An 18,222-nucleotide genomic window follows, 5' to 3' on the forward strand; every position below is an offset into this window, starting at 1 on the left:
GTCGGCGGTTATGCGTATCGGGGAAGATCGCGATGGGTTCGCCCGTCTCGCCATGATGTGGCGGCTGGTGCTGGCGACGGTGCTGCTGCTGTGCGGCAGCGGCGCCGCGTTGGCCCAGGCCGGCGATCCCGGCTATGTGCTCGGCGCCGACGACACCGTCCAGGTCATCGTCTATGGCCAGTCGGAATTCAACATCACGACGCGGGTCAAGGCCGACGGCACGATCGTCATGCCGCTGATCGGCATCGTCAAGGCATCGGGGCTGACCAGCATCGGCCTTGCCCGTGAAGTCACCAGCAAGCTGACGAGCGGCGGGTTCCTGAAGGATCCGATCGTCAACGTCGAGATCGGTGCCTATGTCAGCAAGACCGTCAATGTCGCCGGCAAGGTCGGCGCCCCCGGGGTCTATCCGCTCGACCGGCCATATCGCGCGCTCGAAGTGCTGCTGAAGGCCGGCTGGATCCGCGAAAACGGCGCCGCCTATGTCTATCTGCGCCGTCCGGGCGCTTCCGAAATCCGGCTCGAAGCCGAAGGCCTGGTGAGGGGCGAGCCCGACAAGGACCCGTATCTGCGTCCCGGCGACACCTTGTATGTGCCCGAGGCCGACCAGTTCTTCCTGACCGGTCAGGTCAACCGTCCCGGCGCCTTGCCGGTGCTGCCGGGCATGACCATCCGCCAGGCGCTGGCGCTCGCCGGCGGCGTCACCGCCACGGGTTCGAGCAACAAGGTCGGGCTGATCCGCGGCAATGCCAAGGAAGTCGACGCGGAACTGACGCAGATTGTGCAGAAGAATGACGTAATCATCGTCAAGGAACGCTTGTTCTGATGATCGCTTCAGTGTTTTTCAAGGACGCCGTTCGATGAGCCTCGCCCAATTCCTGCGCATCCTGATTGCGCGGCGCTGGATCATTTTCACGACGCTGATCACCTGCGTCGTGGTTGCGCTGGCGGTGGCGAGCACGCTGCCGGAACGCTATCCGGCGCGGGCGCGCGTGCTGCTCGACATCGTCAAGCCGGATCCTGTTACCGGCGAGATGCTCGGGCCGAGCGCGGCGCGCGGCTATGTGCGCACCCAGATCGAGCTGATCCAGGATTTCCGCATCGCCGGCGATGTCGTCGACAAGCTGGGCTGGGCGGACAATCCGGGCCTGCAGGCGGCGTGGCAGGCGGAAACCGGCGGCAGCACCGATTTCCGGCGCTGGGCGGCGCAGCGCATCATCAGCGGTACGGAGGTCGGCCTTGTCGAAGGCTCGAACATCCTTGAAATCACCTATCAGTCGCCCGATCCCGAGCTGTCGAAGCAGATCGTCACGCTGCTGCGCGAGTCCTACATCGACAACAGCCTGAAGTTCAAAACCGATACGGCCGGCCGCACCGCCGACTGGTACCGCGAGCAATCGGACAAGGCGCAGGCGGCGCTGGCCCAGGCCGAGGCCGCCAAGACCAATTTCGAGCGTGCCAACAACATCGTCGTGGGCCCGAGCGGCGAATCGGAGCAGTCGAAGCTGATCAGCCTGCAGGCGGCGCTGATGCAGGCGCGCGGTGGCGCCACGGCGCAGGAGGCGATGCAGGGTGCCCAGGTCACCGTCGGCGTGGTCGACCAGCTGAAGGTCCAGCTGGCAACGCTGAACGACCAGATCGAGCAGGCCGGCGAAAAGCTCGGGCTGCAGCACCCGACCTACAGGGCGATGATCGCCCGGCGCAATTTGCTCAACCGCGAAATCTCCCGCGAGACGTCGGTGCAGAATTCGAACCGTGCCGCCATGGGCAATGCCGGGCAGCGCACGGTGGCGGCGCTGGAGCGGGACTATGAGGCGCAGCGCACCAAGGTGCTGGGCATGAAGGACAAGTTCGACCAGCTGGCGCAGTTGCAGCGCGAAGTCGATCTGCGCCGCTCGCAATATGAAAAGGCCGCGGCGCGCACCGCCGACCTCAAGCTGGCATCGAACGTGTCCGAAAGCGGCCTTGTCGTGCTCGGCGACGCGATCGGCACCTCGGTGCCGTCGTTCCCCAAATGGCCGCAGGTCTGGGGCCTGTCGGCGGCGTTCGGGCTCGGTCTCGGCCTCGTGCTGGCGGTGTTCACCGAATTGCTCAAGCGGCGCATCCGCGGCACCGATGACCTTGGCTTTGCCTCCAAGTCGCCGGTGCTGGCGGTGGTCGCCGATGTCGCGCCATCGCCATGGCGCGACCGCATCACCCGCCTGCTGTCGCGGCGACGCCGACCGGTCGATCCCGGCTGGCAACCTGCTCAGTGACCGGTCAAGGGAATACGACGACAATGGATTCGACTCCCCTGGCTGACGCGGTCGCGAACCGCGTCGATGACGGCCGCATGACATTCGATGCGCCTATCCGCGACGCGCTGTTGCGGCTCGGCTATCTTTCCGAGGACCAGACCGCCCGGGTGGCGGCGCACCAGGCCGAGCGCGGGCTCGATTTCGACCAGGCCGCGCTGGAACTGGGCTTCATCACCAGCGAGGAGCTGGACCGCGCCCGCGAATTGCTGATCGGCAGCCTGGCACTGCAGGACACGCAGCGCCGCGACGTTTCGGAGGAACTGGTCGTCGTCAACGATCCCGGCTGCCTGCGGTCTGAATCGATCCGGCTGCTGCGCACCCAGATCATCGCCCAGCATATCCGTGCCGGTCGTCGCGGCCTTGCCTTTGTGTCACCGATCGATGGTGCCGGTTGCAGCTATCTCGCCGCCAACCTCGCTGCATCGCTGTCGCAGGTCGGCACCAAGACGCTCATCGTCGACGCCAACATGCGCTCGCCGCGGCTTGACCAGATCTTCGGCCTCGACGTCAATGCGCCCGGGCTTTCGAGCTTCCTGTCGCTGCAGGTCGCCCGGCCGGAACGCGTCGTCCATGCCAATGTGCTGCCCAATCTGTCGGTGATCACCGCCGGGCCGCCGGTGGCGCGGCCGCAGGAACTGCTGTCGGGCAGCCGCTTTCGCGACGGTACCAATACGCTTCTGCGCGAATATGACCTGGTCATCTTCGATACGCCGGCGACCAACGCCAATGCCGATGCGCTGACGGTGGGGGCGGCCGCCGGCTATGCGCTCGTCGTGGCCCGACGCAACTTCAGCTTTTTCAACGATGTGTCGACGCTGGTGAGCCAGTTGGCATCGGCGCGCTGCCCGGTCATCGGTTCCGTCCTCAACGAGTTTTGATGGTGGCCACCGCGGTTTCCACGATCCGCCCGGCGTGGCAGGCGCTGGTGTTGCGGCACTGGCCGGTGTTCGTCGGCATCGCGCTGATGGCGATCCCGACGATGGTGTCGGTGGCGCGAGGGCCGTGGTCGCTCGAATCGGGGGTGCACGGCCCGATCGTGCTGGCGACCGGCCTGTGGCTGATCTTCCGGCGGATGCCCGAGATCCGGCGCGACATGGTACCCGGCGCGACGACCCCGACGGTTGTCGCGCTGGCGGTGGCGGTGCCGGCCTATGCCTTTGGCCGCGCCTATGATTTCATCAGCGTCGAGGTGGCGGCGCTGATGCTGGCGCTGCTTGCGGTCGCCTATGCCTATGTCGGGCGCCGGGTGCTGCGCGCCATGTGGTTCCCGATCTTTTATCTCGGCTTCATCATCCCGGTGCCGGGCTGGCTGCTCGACCAGGTCACTCAGCCGCTGAAGCTTTTCGTGTCGCTGGTGGTGACCTGGACGCTGACCCAGTTCGGCTATCCGATAGGCAACAGCGGCGTCACCATCTACGTCGCCAATTACCAGCTGCTGGTGGAGGACGCCTGCGCCGGCTTGAACTCGCTGGTCAGCCTGTCGGCGATCGGGCTGTTCTACATCTACATGCTGCGGGGCAGCAACTGGCGCTATTCGATGCTGCTGCTGGCGCTGGTCCTGCCGATCGCCATTGCGGCCAACATGATCCGCGTCGCGGCGCTGGTACTGATCACCTATCATTTCGGCGATGCGGCGGCGCAGGGTTATCTGCACAAATTTGCCGGCATGGTGACCTTTACATCGGCACTATTGTTCATCTTTCTGGTCGACAAGCTGCTGACGCCGGTACGCAATGCGCTGGCCTCGCCAGGGGATACGATGCCATGAACCGCCGTGATGTCCTGCTCGGCGGCAGCCTGTTCGCCGCCGCGGGTGCCGCCGCGGCGCTGCAGCCACGGAAGCGTCTCGTGCTGCTCGAGGATCGCAAGCTCGAGGATATCATTCCCGAAAGGGTCGGCGCCTGGAACACGGTGCCGTCCAACGCCTTTGTGTTGCCGAAGTCGCCGGGCAGCCTTGCCGATCGGCTGTACAGCCAGACGATGGCACGGCTCTATGCGTCGCCGTCGAACCCGCCGGTGATGCTGGTCGTCGCCTATGGCGCGGTCCAGAACGACCTGCTGCAGCTGCACCGGCCCGAAGCCTGTTATGCCGCCGTCGGCTATACCATTTCGGGGTCGCACACGGTGCCGGCGCGGCTCGGGCCCAATTCGGTGCTGCCGGTGCGCGAATTGAGCGCCACGACCGACAGCCGTGAGGAACAGATCTGTTACTGGACGCGGATCGGCGACGACTTGCCGACCGATGGCTCGTCGCAGCGCATGGTCAAGCTGCGCCAGCAGATGCGCGGTTACCTTTCCGATGGCGTGCTGGTGCGCATGTCGACGGTGGGCGAGCCGACGCCCGAGATATTCGCCCAATTGCGGCTGTTCGCGACCAGCATGGTGGCGGCGATGGCGCCGGGCAATCGCGCGGTGCTGATCGGACGGCCGCTGGCTTCGGCGATCGGCGCCGCCCCGGCGGTAGTGACATGAGCAGCGCCGCGGCGGCGGCGTCAGTCGTTGGCGTTGCTGAACGGCTGCAGCACGATCCAGATGAAGGCCAGCGTCGCGATGCCGAGGGCGATCGCCGCGGCGTGATAGCCGACCATGTCGAGTTTCAGCGCCTCGTTGCCAAGATAGTTGGTGACGGCGCAGCCGATGGCGGCGACCAGATACTGCCAGAGGTGATCGCGGGCGACGCCTTGCGAACGCTGCAGGAAGAGCACGATCAGGCCGGCGAACACGATGATTGTAATCCAGTCGTACGGTGTTTCCATGCCCATTTCCTTGCTCTTTGCGCCGGTCCTACAGCAAGTCGCAACGCCGGCGCTACTGTCATTGCTCCGCTGTCGGCGGGTGCTGCGCAATGAACGATATCCAGCTGCAGCCGCGTCCGCCGCTGACGAAGCAGGGTGACAAGCCGGGGGTGCCGCTCGACCTGGCGGTGTTCTTCGTGCGGCTGCTCGAGTTCGTCACGGTGCTGGTCAGTGGCGCGCTGGCGACGGCGCTGGTCCGCGATACGCTGACGCCCGATTCCGCCGGCCTTTATTCGCGCGTGGTCGTCGTGGCGGCGATCGCCTATGGCGTGCTCGGCGAAAGCCTCGGCTGCTATGACGTCGATGCCCAGTTCTCGCTGCGTCGCGCCTGGCAGCGGGTGGCCACCAGCTGGGTCACCGTGGCGCTGTTCATGATCACGCTCGGCTTTCTGTTGAAGTCGTCGGACGTGGTGTCGCGCGGCTGGGCGCTGGGTTGGTTCGCCGGCGGCGGCGCCATGCTGCTGGCGGTGCGTGCCGCCTCGACCTTCTGGGTGCGTCGGCTGAAGAACCAGGGCACGTTCAACCAGCGGGTCGCGATTTTCGGTGCCGGGGTGCAGGGCGCGCGCTTTGCCGATTATGTGCTGAGCCACGACCGGTTGACGATCTCGCTGGTCGGTTTTTTCGACGATCGGCGCGATGGCCGGGTGCCGGCGACGGCGTCGAACGTGCCGGTGCTGGGCAATCTGTCGGCGCTGATCTCGATGATCCGCGACGGACGCATCGACCAGGTCGTCGTCGCGCTGCCCTGGTCGGCGGAAACCCGGCTGCAGCAGATCGTCAGCCGGCTGGCGCTGACACCGGTGAAGATCCGCCTGGCGCCCGACCTCGCCAGCTTTGCATTTGTGCGCCGGCCCCTGGTCATGCTCGGTGAGCTGCCGGTGATGACGCTGTTCGAACGGCCGATCTCGGGGATCGATGCCGGTGTGAAATCGGCCGAGGATCGCATTTTGACGGTGCTGATCCTGGCAGTGATCTGGCCGCTGCTGCTGGTCGTCGCGCTGGCGGTGAAGCTCGATTCGCCCGGCCCGATCTTTTTCCGCCAACCGCGCGAAGGGTTCAACAACCGGCCGTTCCGGGTGTTCAAGTTTCGCACCATGTATCACGACCACGGCCAGGTCGACGGCATCGACCAGGTCAGCCGCAATGATACCAGGGTCACGCGGGTCGGCCGGCTGCTGCGTCGCACCAGTCTCGACGAACTGCCGCAGCTTTTCAACGTGCTGCAGGGCAACATGTCGCTGGTCGGCCCGCGCCCGCACGCGCCGTCGACCCGCGCCGGCGGCCGGCTGTTTCCGGAAGTCGTCGCTTCCTATGCGGCGCGTCACAAGGTCAAGCCCGGCATTACCGGCTGGGCGCAGGTCTGTGGCTGGCGCGGCGAAACCGATACCGAAGCCAAGCTCGTCAAGCGGTTCGAGCACGACCTTTACTATATCGAGAACTGGTCGCTGTGGTTCGACCTGTACATATTGGCGCGGACGGTCGGCGCGCTGATCCTGCCCAAGAACGCGTTCTAGACGGCGCCGGCGTGGGCGGATGGTGGCAGCCGCGGCGGATCGAGCCGGCCGACCTGCGCCACGACGGCAACAGCTTCACCATCCAGCGCTGGGTGCTGGCGTCATCGGTAATGATATCCCACGCCTGGGACCTGACCAGCCCGGTGACCGGGCTCGATCCGATCGCCTCGGTGCTCGGCTTTCCGGTCAGCCGGCTGGCGGTTTATCTGTTCTTCACGTTGAGCGGCTTCCTCGTCACCGGCAGCCTGTACAAGCGCGGGGTGACGCCGTTTTTGGTGGCACGGGCGCTGCGGTTGCTGCCGGGGCTGTGGGTCATGCTGATCGTCGTGCCGCTGGGTTTGTGGGCGGCGTTCGGCACCCTGTCGTTCGGCGCGTTCGTCGGGTCGCCGGAAACCTGGCGCTTCGTGGGCCGCAACGCGCTGCTGCTCGGCCGGGATTTCGCGCTGCCGGGGCTGTTCGAGACACATTACCTGCCGGGTGTCGTCAACGGCTCGCTGTGGACGATCCCCAAGGAAGTGCAATGTTATCTGGCGCTGACGCTGGCGGCGGCAGTGGGGCTGACCCAGCCGCGGCGGCGGATGACATTGATATTGGTGCTGCTGCTGGCGCTGGAGCTGGCGCTGCCGACAAGCCTGCGGCTGGGGTCGATGCCGCTCGGCGCCACGCGCCAGCTGGCCTTTGCCTTCGGGCTGGGCGTGCTGGCCTGGCTGTGGCGCGACCGGCTGCCGCTGTCCTGGCCGGTGGCGCTGGGGCTGGTGGCGCTGGCACTGCTGGTGCCGGCAGAGGCGCGGTGGAAGGTCAACATCTCGCAGGTCGCTTTCGGCTACCTGGCCATCGTCGCCGGTTTTCGCGTGCCGGCGGCGGTGAAGCGGTTCAGCGCGGCAGCGCCGGATTATTCCTACGGCATCTACATCTATGCGTTCCCGATGCAGCAGGCGGCAGTGGCACTGGGCGCGGCGACGCCGCTCGCCAATCTGGGGCTGGCCTTTGCCATGACGGTGCCGCTGGCGGCGCTGTCCTGGCATCTCGTCGAAAAGCCGGCGCTGCGGCTGAAACCCGGGGTGCGGCCGGCTGCACCGGTCGCGGCGGGGTTGGCAAGGCCGGAGAATGCGCCTTTGCCGGCGTCGCGATTCGAGCCGTAACGGCAATTTCAGCGCAAATGAGGATGGTGTTTGGCAACAATGCATATAATCGACGCCAGCTTGTGGACATAATCGTGCCGGATGCTTGCATTGGCCGAAAATTCTTGTAGTTGGTGCGGACGAAGGCGACGCTCGCCGTTCGATCGTCCGACAATTGCGGGCAACAGGAACAGGGCCGACACATGAACGATCAGACGCTTGCGTCATTGGAGACGCCGGTGACGCTGGTACCGCAGGCGGTCAGCAACCCCATTCGTGACCGCGCCGATTGGGATGCGATGCGCGCCGCCGTGCTCGCCGACCCGGGTGCCGTCCATGGTGCCATGGCGGCGCGCAACCTGCACTGGCTGGTGGCGCTGCCGGATGGCGCGTCGGCCTGGCTGACGTTCGACGGGACGCGCTGGTCGGGCTGGGATGCCGTGACCGCCGAAGCCGTCAGCCCCGAATTGCCGGCGGATTTCGCGCCCTGGACGCGCGCCTTCAACGACGATGATGCGCCGCATTTCCGCTGGTTCGACGGCGCGCGGACCAATTGCGGCTTCAACGAGGTCGATCGCCACGTGCTCGCCGGCCATGGCGACGAGGCGGCGTTCATCTTCGAAGGCGATCGCTGGGACATGGCGCAGGACGGCGGCCGCGGCGCGCCTGTCGATTGCTACAGCGTCAGCCGCAAGCAACTGCTGGTCGAGACGGCAAAATGCGCCATCGCGCTGAAGAACCTGGGCCTGAAGGCCGGCGACCGGATCGCGCTCAACATGCCGAACATCCCGGCGCAGCTCTATTGGACCGAAGCCGCCAAGCGCATCGGCGTGCTGTATACGCCGGTGTTCGGCGGCTTTTCGGACAAGACGCTGTCGGACCGCATCCATGATGCCGGGGCGAAGATCGTCATCACCGCCGATGGCGGCTATCGCATGGCGCAGATCGTGCCGTTCAAGACGGCGTACACCGATCCGGCGCTCGACAATTATGTGCCGGTGCAAGTGGCGCTGAAGCTGCTCGCCGACCGCCTTGCCGGCGACGACCTGGGCCTGTCGCCCGACATGGCGGCGAGCATTGCCGAAACCGTTACCGCGACGCTGAAGGGCGAAGTCACCGTGGAGCGCGGCGATGTCATGCGCGGCGTCGGCCGGGCGCTGGCGGAGCTGGGCAAGGCCGGAACCGTCGATTCGACTGCCTCGGCGCGCATCCGCATCGCCGTCGCCGAGGCGCTGGTGGCGACGCCGCCACGCGTCGATGCCGTCGTCGTCGCGCGCCATACCGGCCAGCCCGACATCGTCTGGCGCGACCGCGACGTGTGGAGCCACGACCTGACCAACACGGCGCTGGGCGAGATCCTGAGCGCGGCTGGCGTCGCCGATGAAAAGGCGCTGCTGGCGCTGCCCGATACCGAACTGGTGCGCGCCATCTGGGCGGCCGCGCCGGTGCTGCCGGTCGATGCCGAATATCCGATGTTCTTCATCTATACCTCGGGTTCGACCGGAAAGCCCAAGGGTGTCGTCCATGTCCATGGCGGCTATGCCGCCGGCATCGCCGAGACGATGAAGGTGGCGTTCGACGCGCGGCCGGGCGACGTGCTGTATGTCGTCGCCGATCCGGGCTGGATCACCGGGCAGAGCTACATGATCTCGGCACCGCTGCTGACCCGGGTGACGACGGTGCTCGGTGAAGGCGCACCGGTGTTTCCGCATTCGGGACGCTTTGCGGCGATGATCGAGCGCCATGGCGTGACGATCTTCAAGGCCGGCGTGACGTTCCTGAAGGCGGTGATGTCCGACCCGCAGAACCTTGCTGACATCAAGGCCTATGACATGTCGGGGCTGCGCGTCGCGACCTTCTGCGCGGAGCCGTGCTCGCCGCCGGTGCAGGCGTTCGGCATGGCGAACATCACGCCGCAGTACATCAACAGCTATTGGGCGACCGAGCATGGCGGCATCGCCTGGACGCATTTCTATGGCAATGGCGATTTCCCGCTGGCTGCCGATGCCCGCACCTTCCCATTGCCGTGGATCGTCGGCGATGTCTGGGTGGAGGACGAGGCCGGCGACGCCAAGGGGACGGTGCTGCTGACGCGCGAAAAGGCCGATGGCGTCAACTGGCGCCGGGCCGAGGTTGGCGAGAAGGGCGAGATCATCATCGCCGCGCCATACCCCTATCTGGCGCGGACCGTCTGGGGCGACCCCGAGCATTTCGTTGTCGAGAATGGCAGCGTCGCCGCCGGCTGGAAGGGTGATGGCGAGCGCTGGGACAGCAATTACTGGCGGCGCTGGCAGGGTGTCTGGGCCTATACCCAGGGCGATTTCGCAGTGCGCCACGAGGACGAGGGCTTTTCGCTGCACGGGCGGTCCGATGACGTCATCAATGTCTCCGGCCACCGCATGGGCACGGAGGAGATCGAGGGCGCCATCCTCCGCGACAAGCAGCTCGACCCGGATTCGCCGCTCGGCAATGTGCTGGTCGTCGGGGCGCCGCACCGCGAAAAGGGGCTGACGCCGATTGCCTTCGTGACGGCCTCACCCGGGCAGACGCTGACGCGCGACGATTTCCGCCGCCTGTCGGACCTGGTGCGCCAGGAAAAGGGCGCCGTGGCGGTGCCGGGCGACTTCATCGAGGTGACGCAGTTTCCCGAAACCCGCAGTGGCAAGTATATGCGGCGCATGGTCCGCGCGCTGGTCGAGGGCACCGAGGTCGGCGACGCGACGACGCTGCGCAATCCGGAGAGCCTCGATGAACTGAAGAAGGTCATCGGAGACTGGCAGCGGCGGCAGAGCCTGTCGGAAGACCAGCAGATCTTCGACCGCTATCGCTATTTCCGGGTGCAGTACAATGATGTGGCGCCGGGCCAGAAGGTCGCGACGGTGTTCATTACCAACCCGCCGGTCAACGCGCTCAACGAGCGTGCCATCGACGAGCTGGTGATTGTCGTCGAGCATCTGTCGCGGCGCGATGACGTGGTCGCGGTAGTTTTCACCGGCGACGGCACGGCCAGTTTCGTGGCGGGTGCCGACATCCGGCAGTTCCTGGACGAGATCCACACCGTCGAGGAAGCGCGGGTGCTGCCGAACAACGCCCAGCTGGCGTTCGCCAAGATCGAGAGCATGGGCAAGCCGTGTGTCGCCGCCATCCAGGGCGTCGCGCTCGGCGGCGGCATGGAGTTTGCGCTGGCCTGCCATTGGCGCGTTGCCGAGGCCCATGCCCGCTTCGGCCAGCCCGAAATCCGGCTGCGGCTTCTGCCCGGCTATGGTGGTACCCAGCGGTTGCCGCGGTTGCTCGCCGACAAGAACGGTGCGACGGGCCTGCGCGATGCGCTGGACCTGATCCTCGGCGGTCGCAGCATCGATGGCGCAGCGGCGCTGGAGATCGGCCTGGTCGAGACGCTGGCGACCGGTGCCGATGACGCGCTGAGCCTCGCCCATGCCGCGGTGCGCGAGTTCGTGCGGCACGGTGACAATTCGAAGCTCGGCCGCGCCTGGGCGGAGCGCCGCAAGTCGGCCAAGGCAGCCTGGCAGCATCCGGCGCATGTCGACCTCGACGAGGCGCTGACCGACGAGTTCGTGCAGCGTATCCTCAAGCAGCTCGACTGGGCGGGGCGTGGCAAGGCCGGGGCACGCGCCATCGACGCGATCCGCACAGGCTGGGAGCAGGGGCTGTCGGCCGGGCTGGAACGCGAGGCACAATTGTTCGCCGAGGCCGTCGTCGACCCGCAGGGCGGCAAGACCGGCATCAAGGAGTTCCTCGACAAGAAGAGTCCGCCGCTGCCGGTGCGCCGCAACGGCGTCTATATCGACAGCGAGCACCAGGCCAAGGGCGAACGGCTGGAAACGGCCGGCGACCTGCTGCCGATCGGCGCGCCGTTCTTCCCGGGCGTCACCGCCATCCCGGGGCATCAATATGCCTTCGGCATAGCGCGCGACGCCGGGACGGGGGCGCCGCGCTTCGGCCAGCCGGCGACGCATGAGCGCGAGCTGATCGTGCCGGTGCCGGTGCCGGAACCCAACGAGGCGCTGGTCTATCTGCTGACCAGCGAGGTCAATTTCAACGATATCTGGGCGTTGACGGGCATTCCGGTGTCGCCGTTCGACGGCCATGAGGAGGATGTGCAGGTCACCGGTTCGGGCGGCCTCGCGCTGATCGCGGCGTTGGGGTCGGAAGCCCGTGCCGAGGGCCGGCTGAAGGTCGGCGACATGGTTGCTGTCTATTCCGGCACGTCCGACCTGCTGTCGCCGGCCGCCGGCCGGGACCCGATGTTCGCCGATTTCAGCATCCAGGGCTATGAGACGAAAACCGGCAGCCATGCCCAGTTCCTCGCCGTCCAGGCGCCGCAGCTGCATGGCGTGCCCGGCGACCTGACGCTGGAGCAGGCGGGATCGTATATCCTCAACCTCGGCACCATCGTGCGCTGCCTGTTCACCACGCTGCAGATCGTCGGCGGCAAGACGATCTTCATCGAAGGCTCGGCGACCGGCACCGGGCTTGATGCGCTGAAATCGTCCAAGGCCTCGGGCCTCGCCGTGACCGGCCTGGTCTCGAGCCCGGCGCGGGCCGAGTTCGTCACCACCAAGGGCGCGGTCGGCGCCATCGATCGCACCGATGCGCGCTTTGCCGGGCTGTTCACCGCGGTGCCCGACGGTGCCGAGGCGTCGCGCGCCTGGGAAGTGGCGGGGCAGCCGCTGGTCGAGGAGTACAGGCGCCTCAACAACGGCAAGCTGGCGGACTATGCGGTCAGCCATGCCGGCGAAACGGCGTTCCCGCGCACGTTCCAGCTGCTCGGCGAGGGCGGCAAGCTGGCGTTCTACGGCGCGTCCTCGGGCTATCACCTCAGCTTCATGGGCAAGCCAGGCTCGTCGACGGCGGAGGCCATGCTGCAAAAGGCCGGCGCCCGCGGCGGCGAGGCGATACTGATCTTCTATGGCCCCAATTCGACGGCGCTCGCCGATGAAACCGGCCTCGAGATGATCGAGGCGGCGCGCGGCATCGGGGCGCGCACGGTGGTCGTCACCAACACCGACGGGCAGCGCGAGTTCATCCTGTCGCTGGGCTTCGAGGATGCTGTTGCCGGGGTCGTCAGCCTTGAAGGCATCAAGCGGCGGGAGGGGGCCAATTTCGACTGGCCCGACACCATGCCGCGTCTGCCGGTGGCGCGCGCCGATATCGAGGCGTTCCGCGAGGCGGTGCGCGAGTTCCAGGACAAGACGCTCAAACCCTTCGGCAGCGCCGTCGGCAAGCTGCTGCGGTCCCCCGACAATCCGCGCGGCGCGCCCGATATCGTGCTGGAGCGGGCCGGGCAGGACACGCTCGGCGTCACCTCGGCGCTGGTCAAGCCGTTCACGGGGCGTATCGTCTATGCCGAGGACATGGCCGGGCAGCGCTACAATTTCTACGCGCCGCAGGTGTGGACGCGGCAGCGGCGCATCATCATGCCGACCGCCGAGATCCTCGGCACCCATCTGTGTAACGCCTATGAAGTGACTCGCATGAACGACATGGTCGCCGCCGGGCTGCTCGACGTCACCGAGCCGACCGTGGTGCCATGGGAGGGCCTGCCCGAGGCGCACCAGTCGATGTGGGACAACCGTCACTCGGGCGCGACCTATATCGTCAACCACGCACTGCCGGCGACGGGCTTGCGCGGGCGTGAGGAACTGTTCGAAGCGTGGGCGGCATTGTCGTCCGACACCGGCAATTGAGGGACGACACGATGGCCAAGTTCTCGACCACCGACGCCGTGCCTTCCGTCGGTACCGCCGCCACCGGCCGCCTGGCCGGCAAGGTCGCGCTGATCACCGGCGCCGCCGGCAACCTGGGGCAGTCGATCGCCCGGCGCTATCTCGGCGAAGGCGCCACCGTGGTGTTTTCGGGGCGTGACCTCGCCCGCACCGATGCCGCGCGCGAAGCCGCGGTTGCCGATGCCGGGGTGCCCGGCGATCGTGCCACCAGCGTCGTCATCGATGGCGCCGACGCCGACAGCGTGCGCGCGGGCATCGCCGAGGTCGTCAAGCGCCATGGTCGCATCGACGTGCTGGTCAATAATGCCGGGTCCGCGGGCCCGAAGCAGCCGCTGGAGAATCTGCCGCTCAGCGCCGCCGACCTGTCGGCATTGCAAGCCGCCGGCAGCACCGACAGCGAGACCGTCGGCGATGCGGCGCGCAACATCATGGTCGTCGCCTGGAACATGGTGCGCGCCGCCGCCGCGTCGATGGGGGAGGGCGGCTCGATCATCAACGTGTCGACGATCTTTTCGCGCACCGAATATTATGCCCGCGCCGCCTATACAGTTCCAAAGGCGGCGCTCAACGCGCTCAGCCACGAAATGGCGGCGGAGCTGGGGCCCAAGGGCATCCGCGTCAACCTGCTGTTCCCGGGGCCCATCGCCAGCGAGCGCATCCGCAATGTCTTTGCCGCCATGGACGGCCTGCGCGGTGACGAACCCGGCGCCACCGCCAATCACTTTTTCGACCTGATGGCGCTGGAGCGCAGCGTCGATGGCGCGGCCAAGGCCAAGACCTTCCCGACGCCGGCCGATATCGCCAACACCTGCGTGTTCCTCGGCTCGGACGAGTCGGCGGCGTTCAGCGGCCATAATTTCGAGGTCACGCACGGCATGGCGGTGCGCGAGGAATCGCGTTCCACCTATCTGTCGCGGCCGACGATGCGCTCCATCGATGGCGGCGGTCTAGGCGTGCTCGTCGCCGCCGGTTCGCAGGTCGACGATGCCATCGCCTTTGCCCGCGTGCAGGCCGATTGCGGGGCCGAAGTGCTGCTCGGCTTCCACGCCCGTTCGGCGGTCGAGGATGCGACGGCCAGGCTGGGGGATGCCAAGCGCATCCGGGTGGTGCGCTTCGATCGCCACGACCATGTCCAGATGGACGCGGTGCTGGCCGAATTCACCGCCAACCATTGCCCGATCACCGGCGTGCTGGTGCTGCCGACGCGGCCGGCGGGCTATTTCACCGGCAAGCTCGGTGACGCCGAGGACGCCCAGGTCGAACGCTTCGTCGATGACGAGTTGGAGGCGAATATCGCCGTGGCGCGCACGCTCAGCCGCTACTGGAAGCGACAGGACGGGTTGCTGCAGGATCCACGCTTCGTCTTCATGTCGAACGGCGACGATGGCGTTGGCAACTATTACGCCAATGTGCTGCGCGCCGCGCTGGAGGAACTGATCCGCATCTGGCGCGACGAAAGCGCCGTCGATGCCGCGCATGGCCGCCGCGCGCGGGCCGAATGGGGCAGCCAGATCGTTCGCTATACCAACAACGAGCCCGAATGCCTGTCGTTCGCCGCCGGCCAGGCGGCGCGCATCCTGCTGAAGGAAAGGAAGATCAAGCCGATCAACCTGTACCTGCCGGAAAGCATCGGCGAGGCCACCGGCGCACGGCGGGCGATGGTCGGCACCACCGAGAACATCACCGGGCTGCACCTGGGCAAGGTGGCGCTGATCACTGGCGGTTCGGCCGGCATCGGCGGCCAGGTGGCGCGGCTGCTGGCGCTGGCCGGCGCCAAGGTGATGATGGTCGCACGGCGCGAAAGCGAGCTGGCGGCGGCGCGCGAGCGCATCGTCGGCGAATTGGAGGATATCGGCTTTTCGGGCGTCGAGCGCCGGGTGCGCACGCTCGCCGACATCGATGTCGCCGACATGGCCTCGCTGCGCCACGCCGTCGACGAGACCGTCAAGGCGTTCGGGCGCATCGATTACCTGATCAATAACGCCGGGGTATCGGGGGCCGAGGAAATGGCCGTCGACATGGATTTGAAGGCCTGGCGCAACACCCAGAATGCCAATCTCATCTCCAACTATGCGCTGATGCACATGGTGGTGCCGATGATGAAAGCGCAAGGGTCGGGCTATGTCCTCAATGTCTCCAGCTATTTCGGTGGGGAAAAGTTCCTTGCCGTCAGCTATCCGAACCGGACCGACTATGCTGTCAGCAAGGCCGGGCAGCGGGCAATGGTGGAGAGCATGGCGCGGCACCTGGGACCGGAAATCCAGATCAACGCCATCGCGCCGGGGCCGGTGGACGGCGACCGGTTGGCGGGGCTGGGCGGCAAGCCCGGGCTGTTCGAGCGGCGCGGGCGGCTGATTCTCGAGAACAAGCGGCTTAACGCCGTCCATGCGGCTACGGTACGGGCGATCCGCCGCGGTGAGAAGGTCGAGACGATCTTGGGCCGGCTGGCGCGCAACGACACGGTGCAGTTGAGCCACGACAAGACCGTGCCGCAGGAATTGCGCGAGCTGGCGCTGGCCTGTGCCCGCGAGGGCGACGAGACTTGCTGCTGGGATCGCTATCTGCTCACGCCGGCGCTGGCGACCAAGCTGGTCAAGCGGCTGCGGCTCGGCGGCTATTTCCTGCAGAGCGACTGGGCAGCGAAGCCCGACGACGGCCTGTTGCTGCGCGTGCCGCCCGACAACCAGCCCTGGCTGCCGGGCGCGCAGATCGCCCGGGAAGCGGCGAAGGTCCGCGCCGGCGTGCTGTCGCAGCTGCACCTGGGCAAGATGCCGACCGAGGGCGAAGTCGCACAGGCGACGGTGTTCTTCCTCGCTGATCGCGCCGTGTCGGGGGAAACCTTCATGCCGTCGGGCGGGCTCAACGTCGAACGCTCGACGACCGAGCGCGAGCTGTTCGGCAGCCCCAAGCAGGAACGGCTCGACCAGATGGCCGGCCGCACCGTCTGGCTGATCGGCGAGCATCTGACCGACTATATCGCCGAAAGTGCACGCTCGTTCCTCGCCGCCAATGTCGCTCGTGTCGTGCTGTTGACGCGCACCGCGGCGGGCGCGGAAACACTGGTGGCGGCGATCGGCGACAGCGACAAGCTGGTCACGCTCGAGGTCGGCGACGAGATCGAGGCGAGCCTCGACAAGGCGATCGTCCAGTGGGGCTATCCGACCACCGTCGTGTCGACGCCGTTCAAGCCGTTGCCCGATGCGCTGTTCGATGACGCCAATCCGCTCGATGCGGCGGGCTTTGCCGATGTCGTCGATACCAATCTGACCCATCATTTCCGCGTCGCCCGCAAGGTGTCGCTGTTCGACGGCTGCCAGCTGGTGCTGGTGTCGCCCGACGTGCCGATGGGCGCAGGCGGTGGCGGCCCCGCGTTCGCGCTGGCGAACTTCGTCAAGACGACGCTGCACGCCTTTACCGCGACCATCGCCGTCGAGAACGAGCGGCTGGTCCACGATGTGCCGGTCAACCAGATCAACCTGACGCGTCGGGTGCGATCGGAAGAACCGCGCAACCAGGCCGAGCATGACGAGGAAGTGAAGCGCTTTGCCCGCGCCGTCCTGCTCGCCGGGGCGCCGCTGCCCGATGCCGAAGATTCGCGCTATCGGGCGCGGGTGTATCGCGGGATGTCGATTACGGTGTGAGGGGTTTGGGGGGGGCGCCCCGGCGAACGTCGGGGCCCACCGCCTGTCGGCACCGCAGATCCGAGTGTGGGCGGAACTGGTGGATTATGGGCCCCGGCCTACGCCGGGGTGACAGGTCATCATGGCGCCTAGCCTCAGTTTTCCCGCGGCGCCGGAATGATGATCGCGCAATTGAGGCCGTCTGGCCCGATCGTGCGGGTGACGGTGCCGCCGGTTTCGGCCGGCAGGACGCGATCGATGATCGACGAACCGAAGCCGACCTTGGAATCGCTTGTCAGGTCTCGCATGCCGCTTTCCTGCCAGTCGATGCTCAGCGTGCCATCGGCGGCAGTCCGCCAGGTGACCCGCAACCGACCTTCGGGCCGGCCGAGCGCGCCATATTTGACGGCGTTGGTCGCCAGTTCATGGAGCGCCATGCCCAACGCCTGGGCAACCCGGCTCGACAGCGCGACGTTGGGGCCATCGGTGACGATCTGGCCGGGCACCTGCGGCGAATAGGGCTGCAGCTCGCTTTCGACCAGCTCCGTCAGCCCCAGCCGTTCCCAGCCGCCATGGACGAGCATCTGGTGGGCCCGCGCCATGGAGGCGATGCGCGGTTCGAAATCCTTGATGAACTGCGCCATCGTCGTGGTGCCGCGCGCCGTGCGGCGGGCGATCGCCGACACCTTGGTCAGAATGTTGCGGACGCGATGGTCATATTCCTGGCTGATGACGTCGCGCATCCGCTCGGCCGCGACTTCGGCGCTGACATCGAGCGTGTGCTGCATGACCCCGACGATGCTGTCATCGCGGGCGCGTACCGGGATATGGCGCAGGTCCCAGCTGATGTCGGCGTAGCTGCCGTCGGGCTGGGCAATGGCATAAACCAGCCGTTCGAGATGCGTTTCCTCGCCGGCAAGGCCCTTTTCAAAGGCGGCCCTGATGACGGCAAGCCGCTCCGGCGTTTCGGGAAACGCGTCGAAGACATAGCGACCCTCCAGATCCGCCCAGCTGCGGTTGGTGACGGTCAGATAGCAATCATTGGCCCGCAGGAAACACAGGTTGCGGTCGAGGATCATCAGCGGCGTGGGTATCGCCTGCAGCAGTTTTTCGAAATCGAACATGCGT

The 18,222-nt window shown here is 66.8% G+C and carries 11 protein-coding genes; 9 read left to right on the plus strand and 2 right to left on the minus strand.

Annotated features, from left to right (window positions below; translation table 11 throughout):
• Positions 1–10 precede the first annotated feature (10 nt).
• Genes ACP7AI_RS02425 through epsI form a run of 5 tightly spaced genes read left to right on the plus strand, consistent with a single transcriptional unit; the run spans position 11 to position 4,769 of the window.
• The gene (locus ACP7AI_RS02425) at positions 11–826 is read left to right on the plus strand and encodes a polysaccharide biosynthesis/export family protein (RefSeq protein WP_426163680.1); all 816 of its coding nucleotides are present in this window, start codon (positions 11–13) and stop codon (positions 824–826) included.
• A 34-nt stretch (positions 827–860) separates the two neighbouring features.
• Positions 861–2,255 carry a Wzz/FepE/Etk N-terminal domain-containing protein gene (locus ACP7AI_RS02430; RefSeq protein ID WP_426163682.1) on the plus strand — a complete coding sequence of 465 codons (1,395 nt, stop codon included), beginning with the start codon at positions 861–863 and terminating at the stop codon, positions 2,253–2,255.
• A gap of 23 nt (positions 2,256–2,278) precedes the next feature.
• The gene (locus ACP7AI_RS02435) at positions 2,279–3,175 is read left to right on the plus strand and encodes a CpsD/CapB family tyrosine-protein kinase (RefSeq protein WP_426163684.1); all 897 of its coding nucleotides are present in this window, start codon (positions 2,279–2,281) and stop codon (positions 3,173–3,175) included.
• Positions 3,175–4,065: an exosortase V gene (gene xrtV, locus ACP7AI_RS02440; protein ID WP_426163686.1), complete on the plus strand. Its 891-nt coding sequence runs from the start codon at positions 3,175–3,177 to the stop codon at positions 4,063–4,065. The genes ACP7AI_RS02435 and xrtV overlap by 1 nt, the downstream gene beginning before the upstream one ends.
• On the plus strand, positions 4,062–4,769 hold the full coding sequence (epsI, locus tag ACP7AI_RS02445; RefSeq protein WP_426163689.1) for an exosortase-associated protein EpsI, V-type: 708 nt from the start codon (positions 4,062–4,064) through the stop codon (positions 4,767–4,769). The genes xrtV and epsI overlap by 4 nt, the downstream gene beginning before the upstream one ends.
• A 20-nt stretch (positions 4,770–4,789) precedes the next feature.
• Here epsI and ACP7AI_RS02450 read toward each other — a convergent pair whose 3' ends face one another.
• Positions 4,790–5,053, minus strand: coding sequence for an XrtV sorting system accessory protein (locus ACP7AI_RS02450; RefSeq protein ID WP_426163692.1), 264 nt, complete (start codon positions 5,051–5,053; stop codon positions 4,790–4,792).
• Between the two features lie 89 nt (positions 5,054–5,142).
• Between ACP7AI_RS02450 and ACP7AI_RS02455 the strand changes: the two genes are divergently transcribed.
• The 4 genes from ACP7AI_RS02455 (at position 5,143) to ACP7AI_RS02470 (ending at position 17,115) form a co-directional block, all read left to right on the plus strand.
• The gene (locus tag ACP7AI_RS02455) at positions 5,143–6,606 is read left to right on the plus strand and encodes an undecaprenyl-phosphate glucose phosphotransferase (RefSeq protein ID WP_426163694.1); all 1,464 of its coding nucleotides are present in this window, start codon (positions 5,143–5,145) and stop codon (positions 6,604–6,606) included.
• Positions 6,607–6,617: 11 nt separating this feature from the next.
• Positions 6,618–7,748, plus strand: a complete 1,131-nt coding sequence (locus ACP7AI_RS02460; protein WP_426163696.1) for an acyltransferase family protein — start codon at positions 6,618–6,620, stop codon at positions 7,746–7,748.
• Between the two features lie 182 nt (positions 7,749–7,930).
• Positions 7,931–13,435 carry an AMP-binding protein gene (locus ACP7AI_RS02465; RefSeq protein WP_426163699.1) on the plus strand — a complete coding sequence of 1,835 codons (5,505 nt, stop codon included), beginning with the start codon at positions 7,931–7,933 and terminating at the stop codon, positions 13,433–13,435.
• An 11-nt stretch (positions 13,436–13,446) separates the two neighbouring features.
• Complete coding sequence (locus tag ACP7AI_RS02470; protein WP_426163701.1) at positions 13,447–17,115, plus strand: SDR family NAD(P)-dependent oxidoreductase; 3,669 nt, start codon at positions 13,447–13,449, stop codon at positions 17,113–17,115.
• 134 nt (positions 17,116–17,249) lie between these two features.
• On the opposite strand, the gene ACP7AI_RS02475 is transcribed toward ACP7AI_RS02470, so the two are convergent.
• Positions 17,250–18,218, minus strand: coding sequence for a sensor histidine kinase (locus ACP7AI_RS02475; RefSeq protein ID WP_426163703.1), 969 nt, complete (start codon positions 18,216–18,218; stop codon positions 17,250–17,252).
• Between the last annotated feature and the right edge of the window lie 4 nt (positions 18,219–18,222).

The organism is Sandarakinorhabdus sp. DWP1-3-1 (assembly GCF_049896705.1).
Lineage (GTDB): Bacteria > Pseudomonadota > Alphaproteobacteria > Sphingomonadales > Sphingomonadaceae > Sandarakinorhabdus.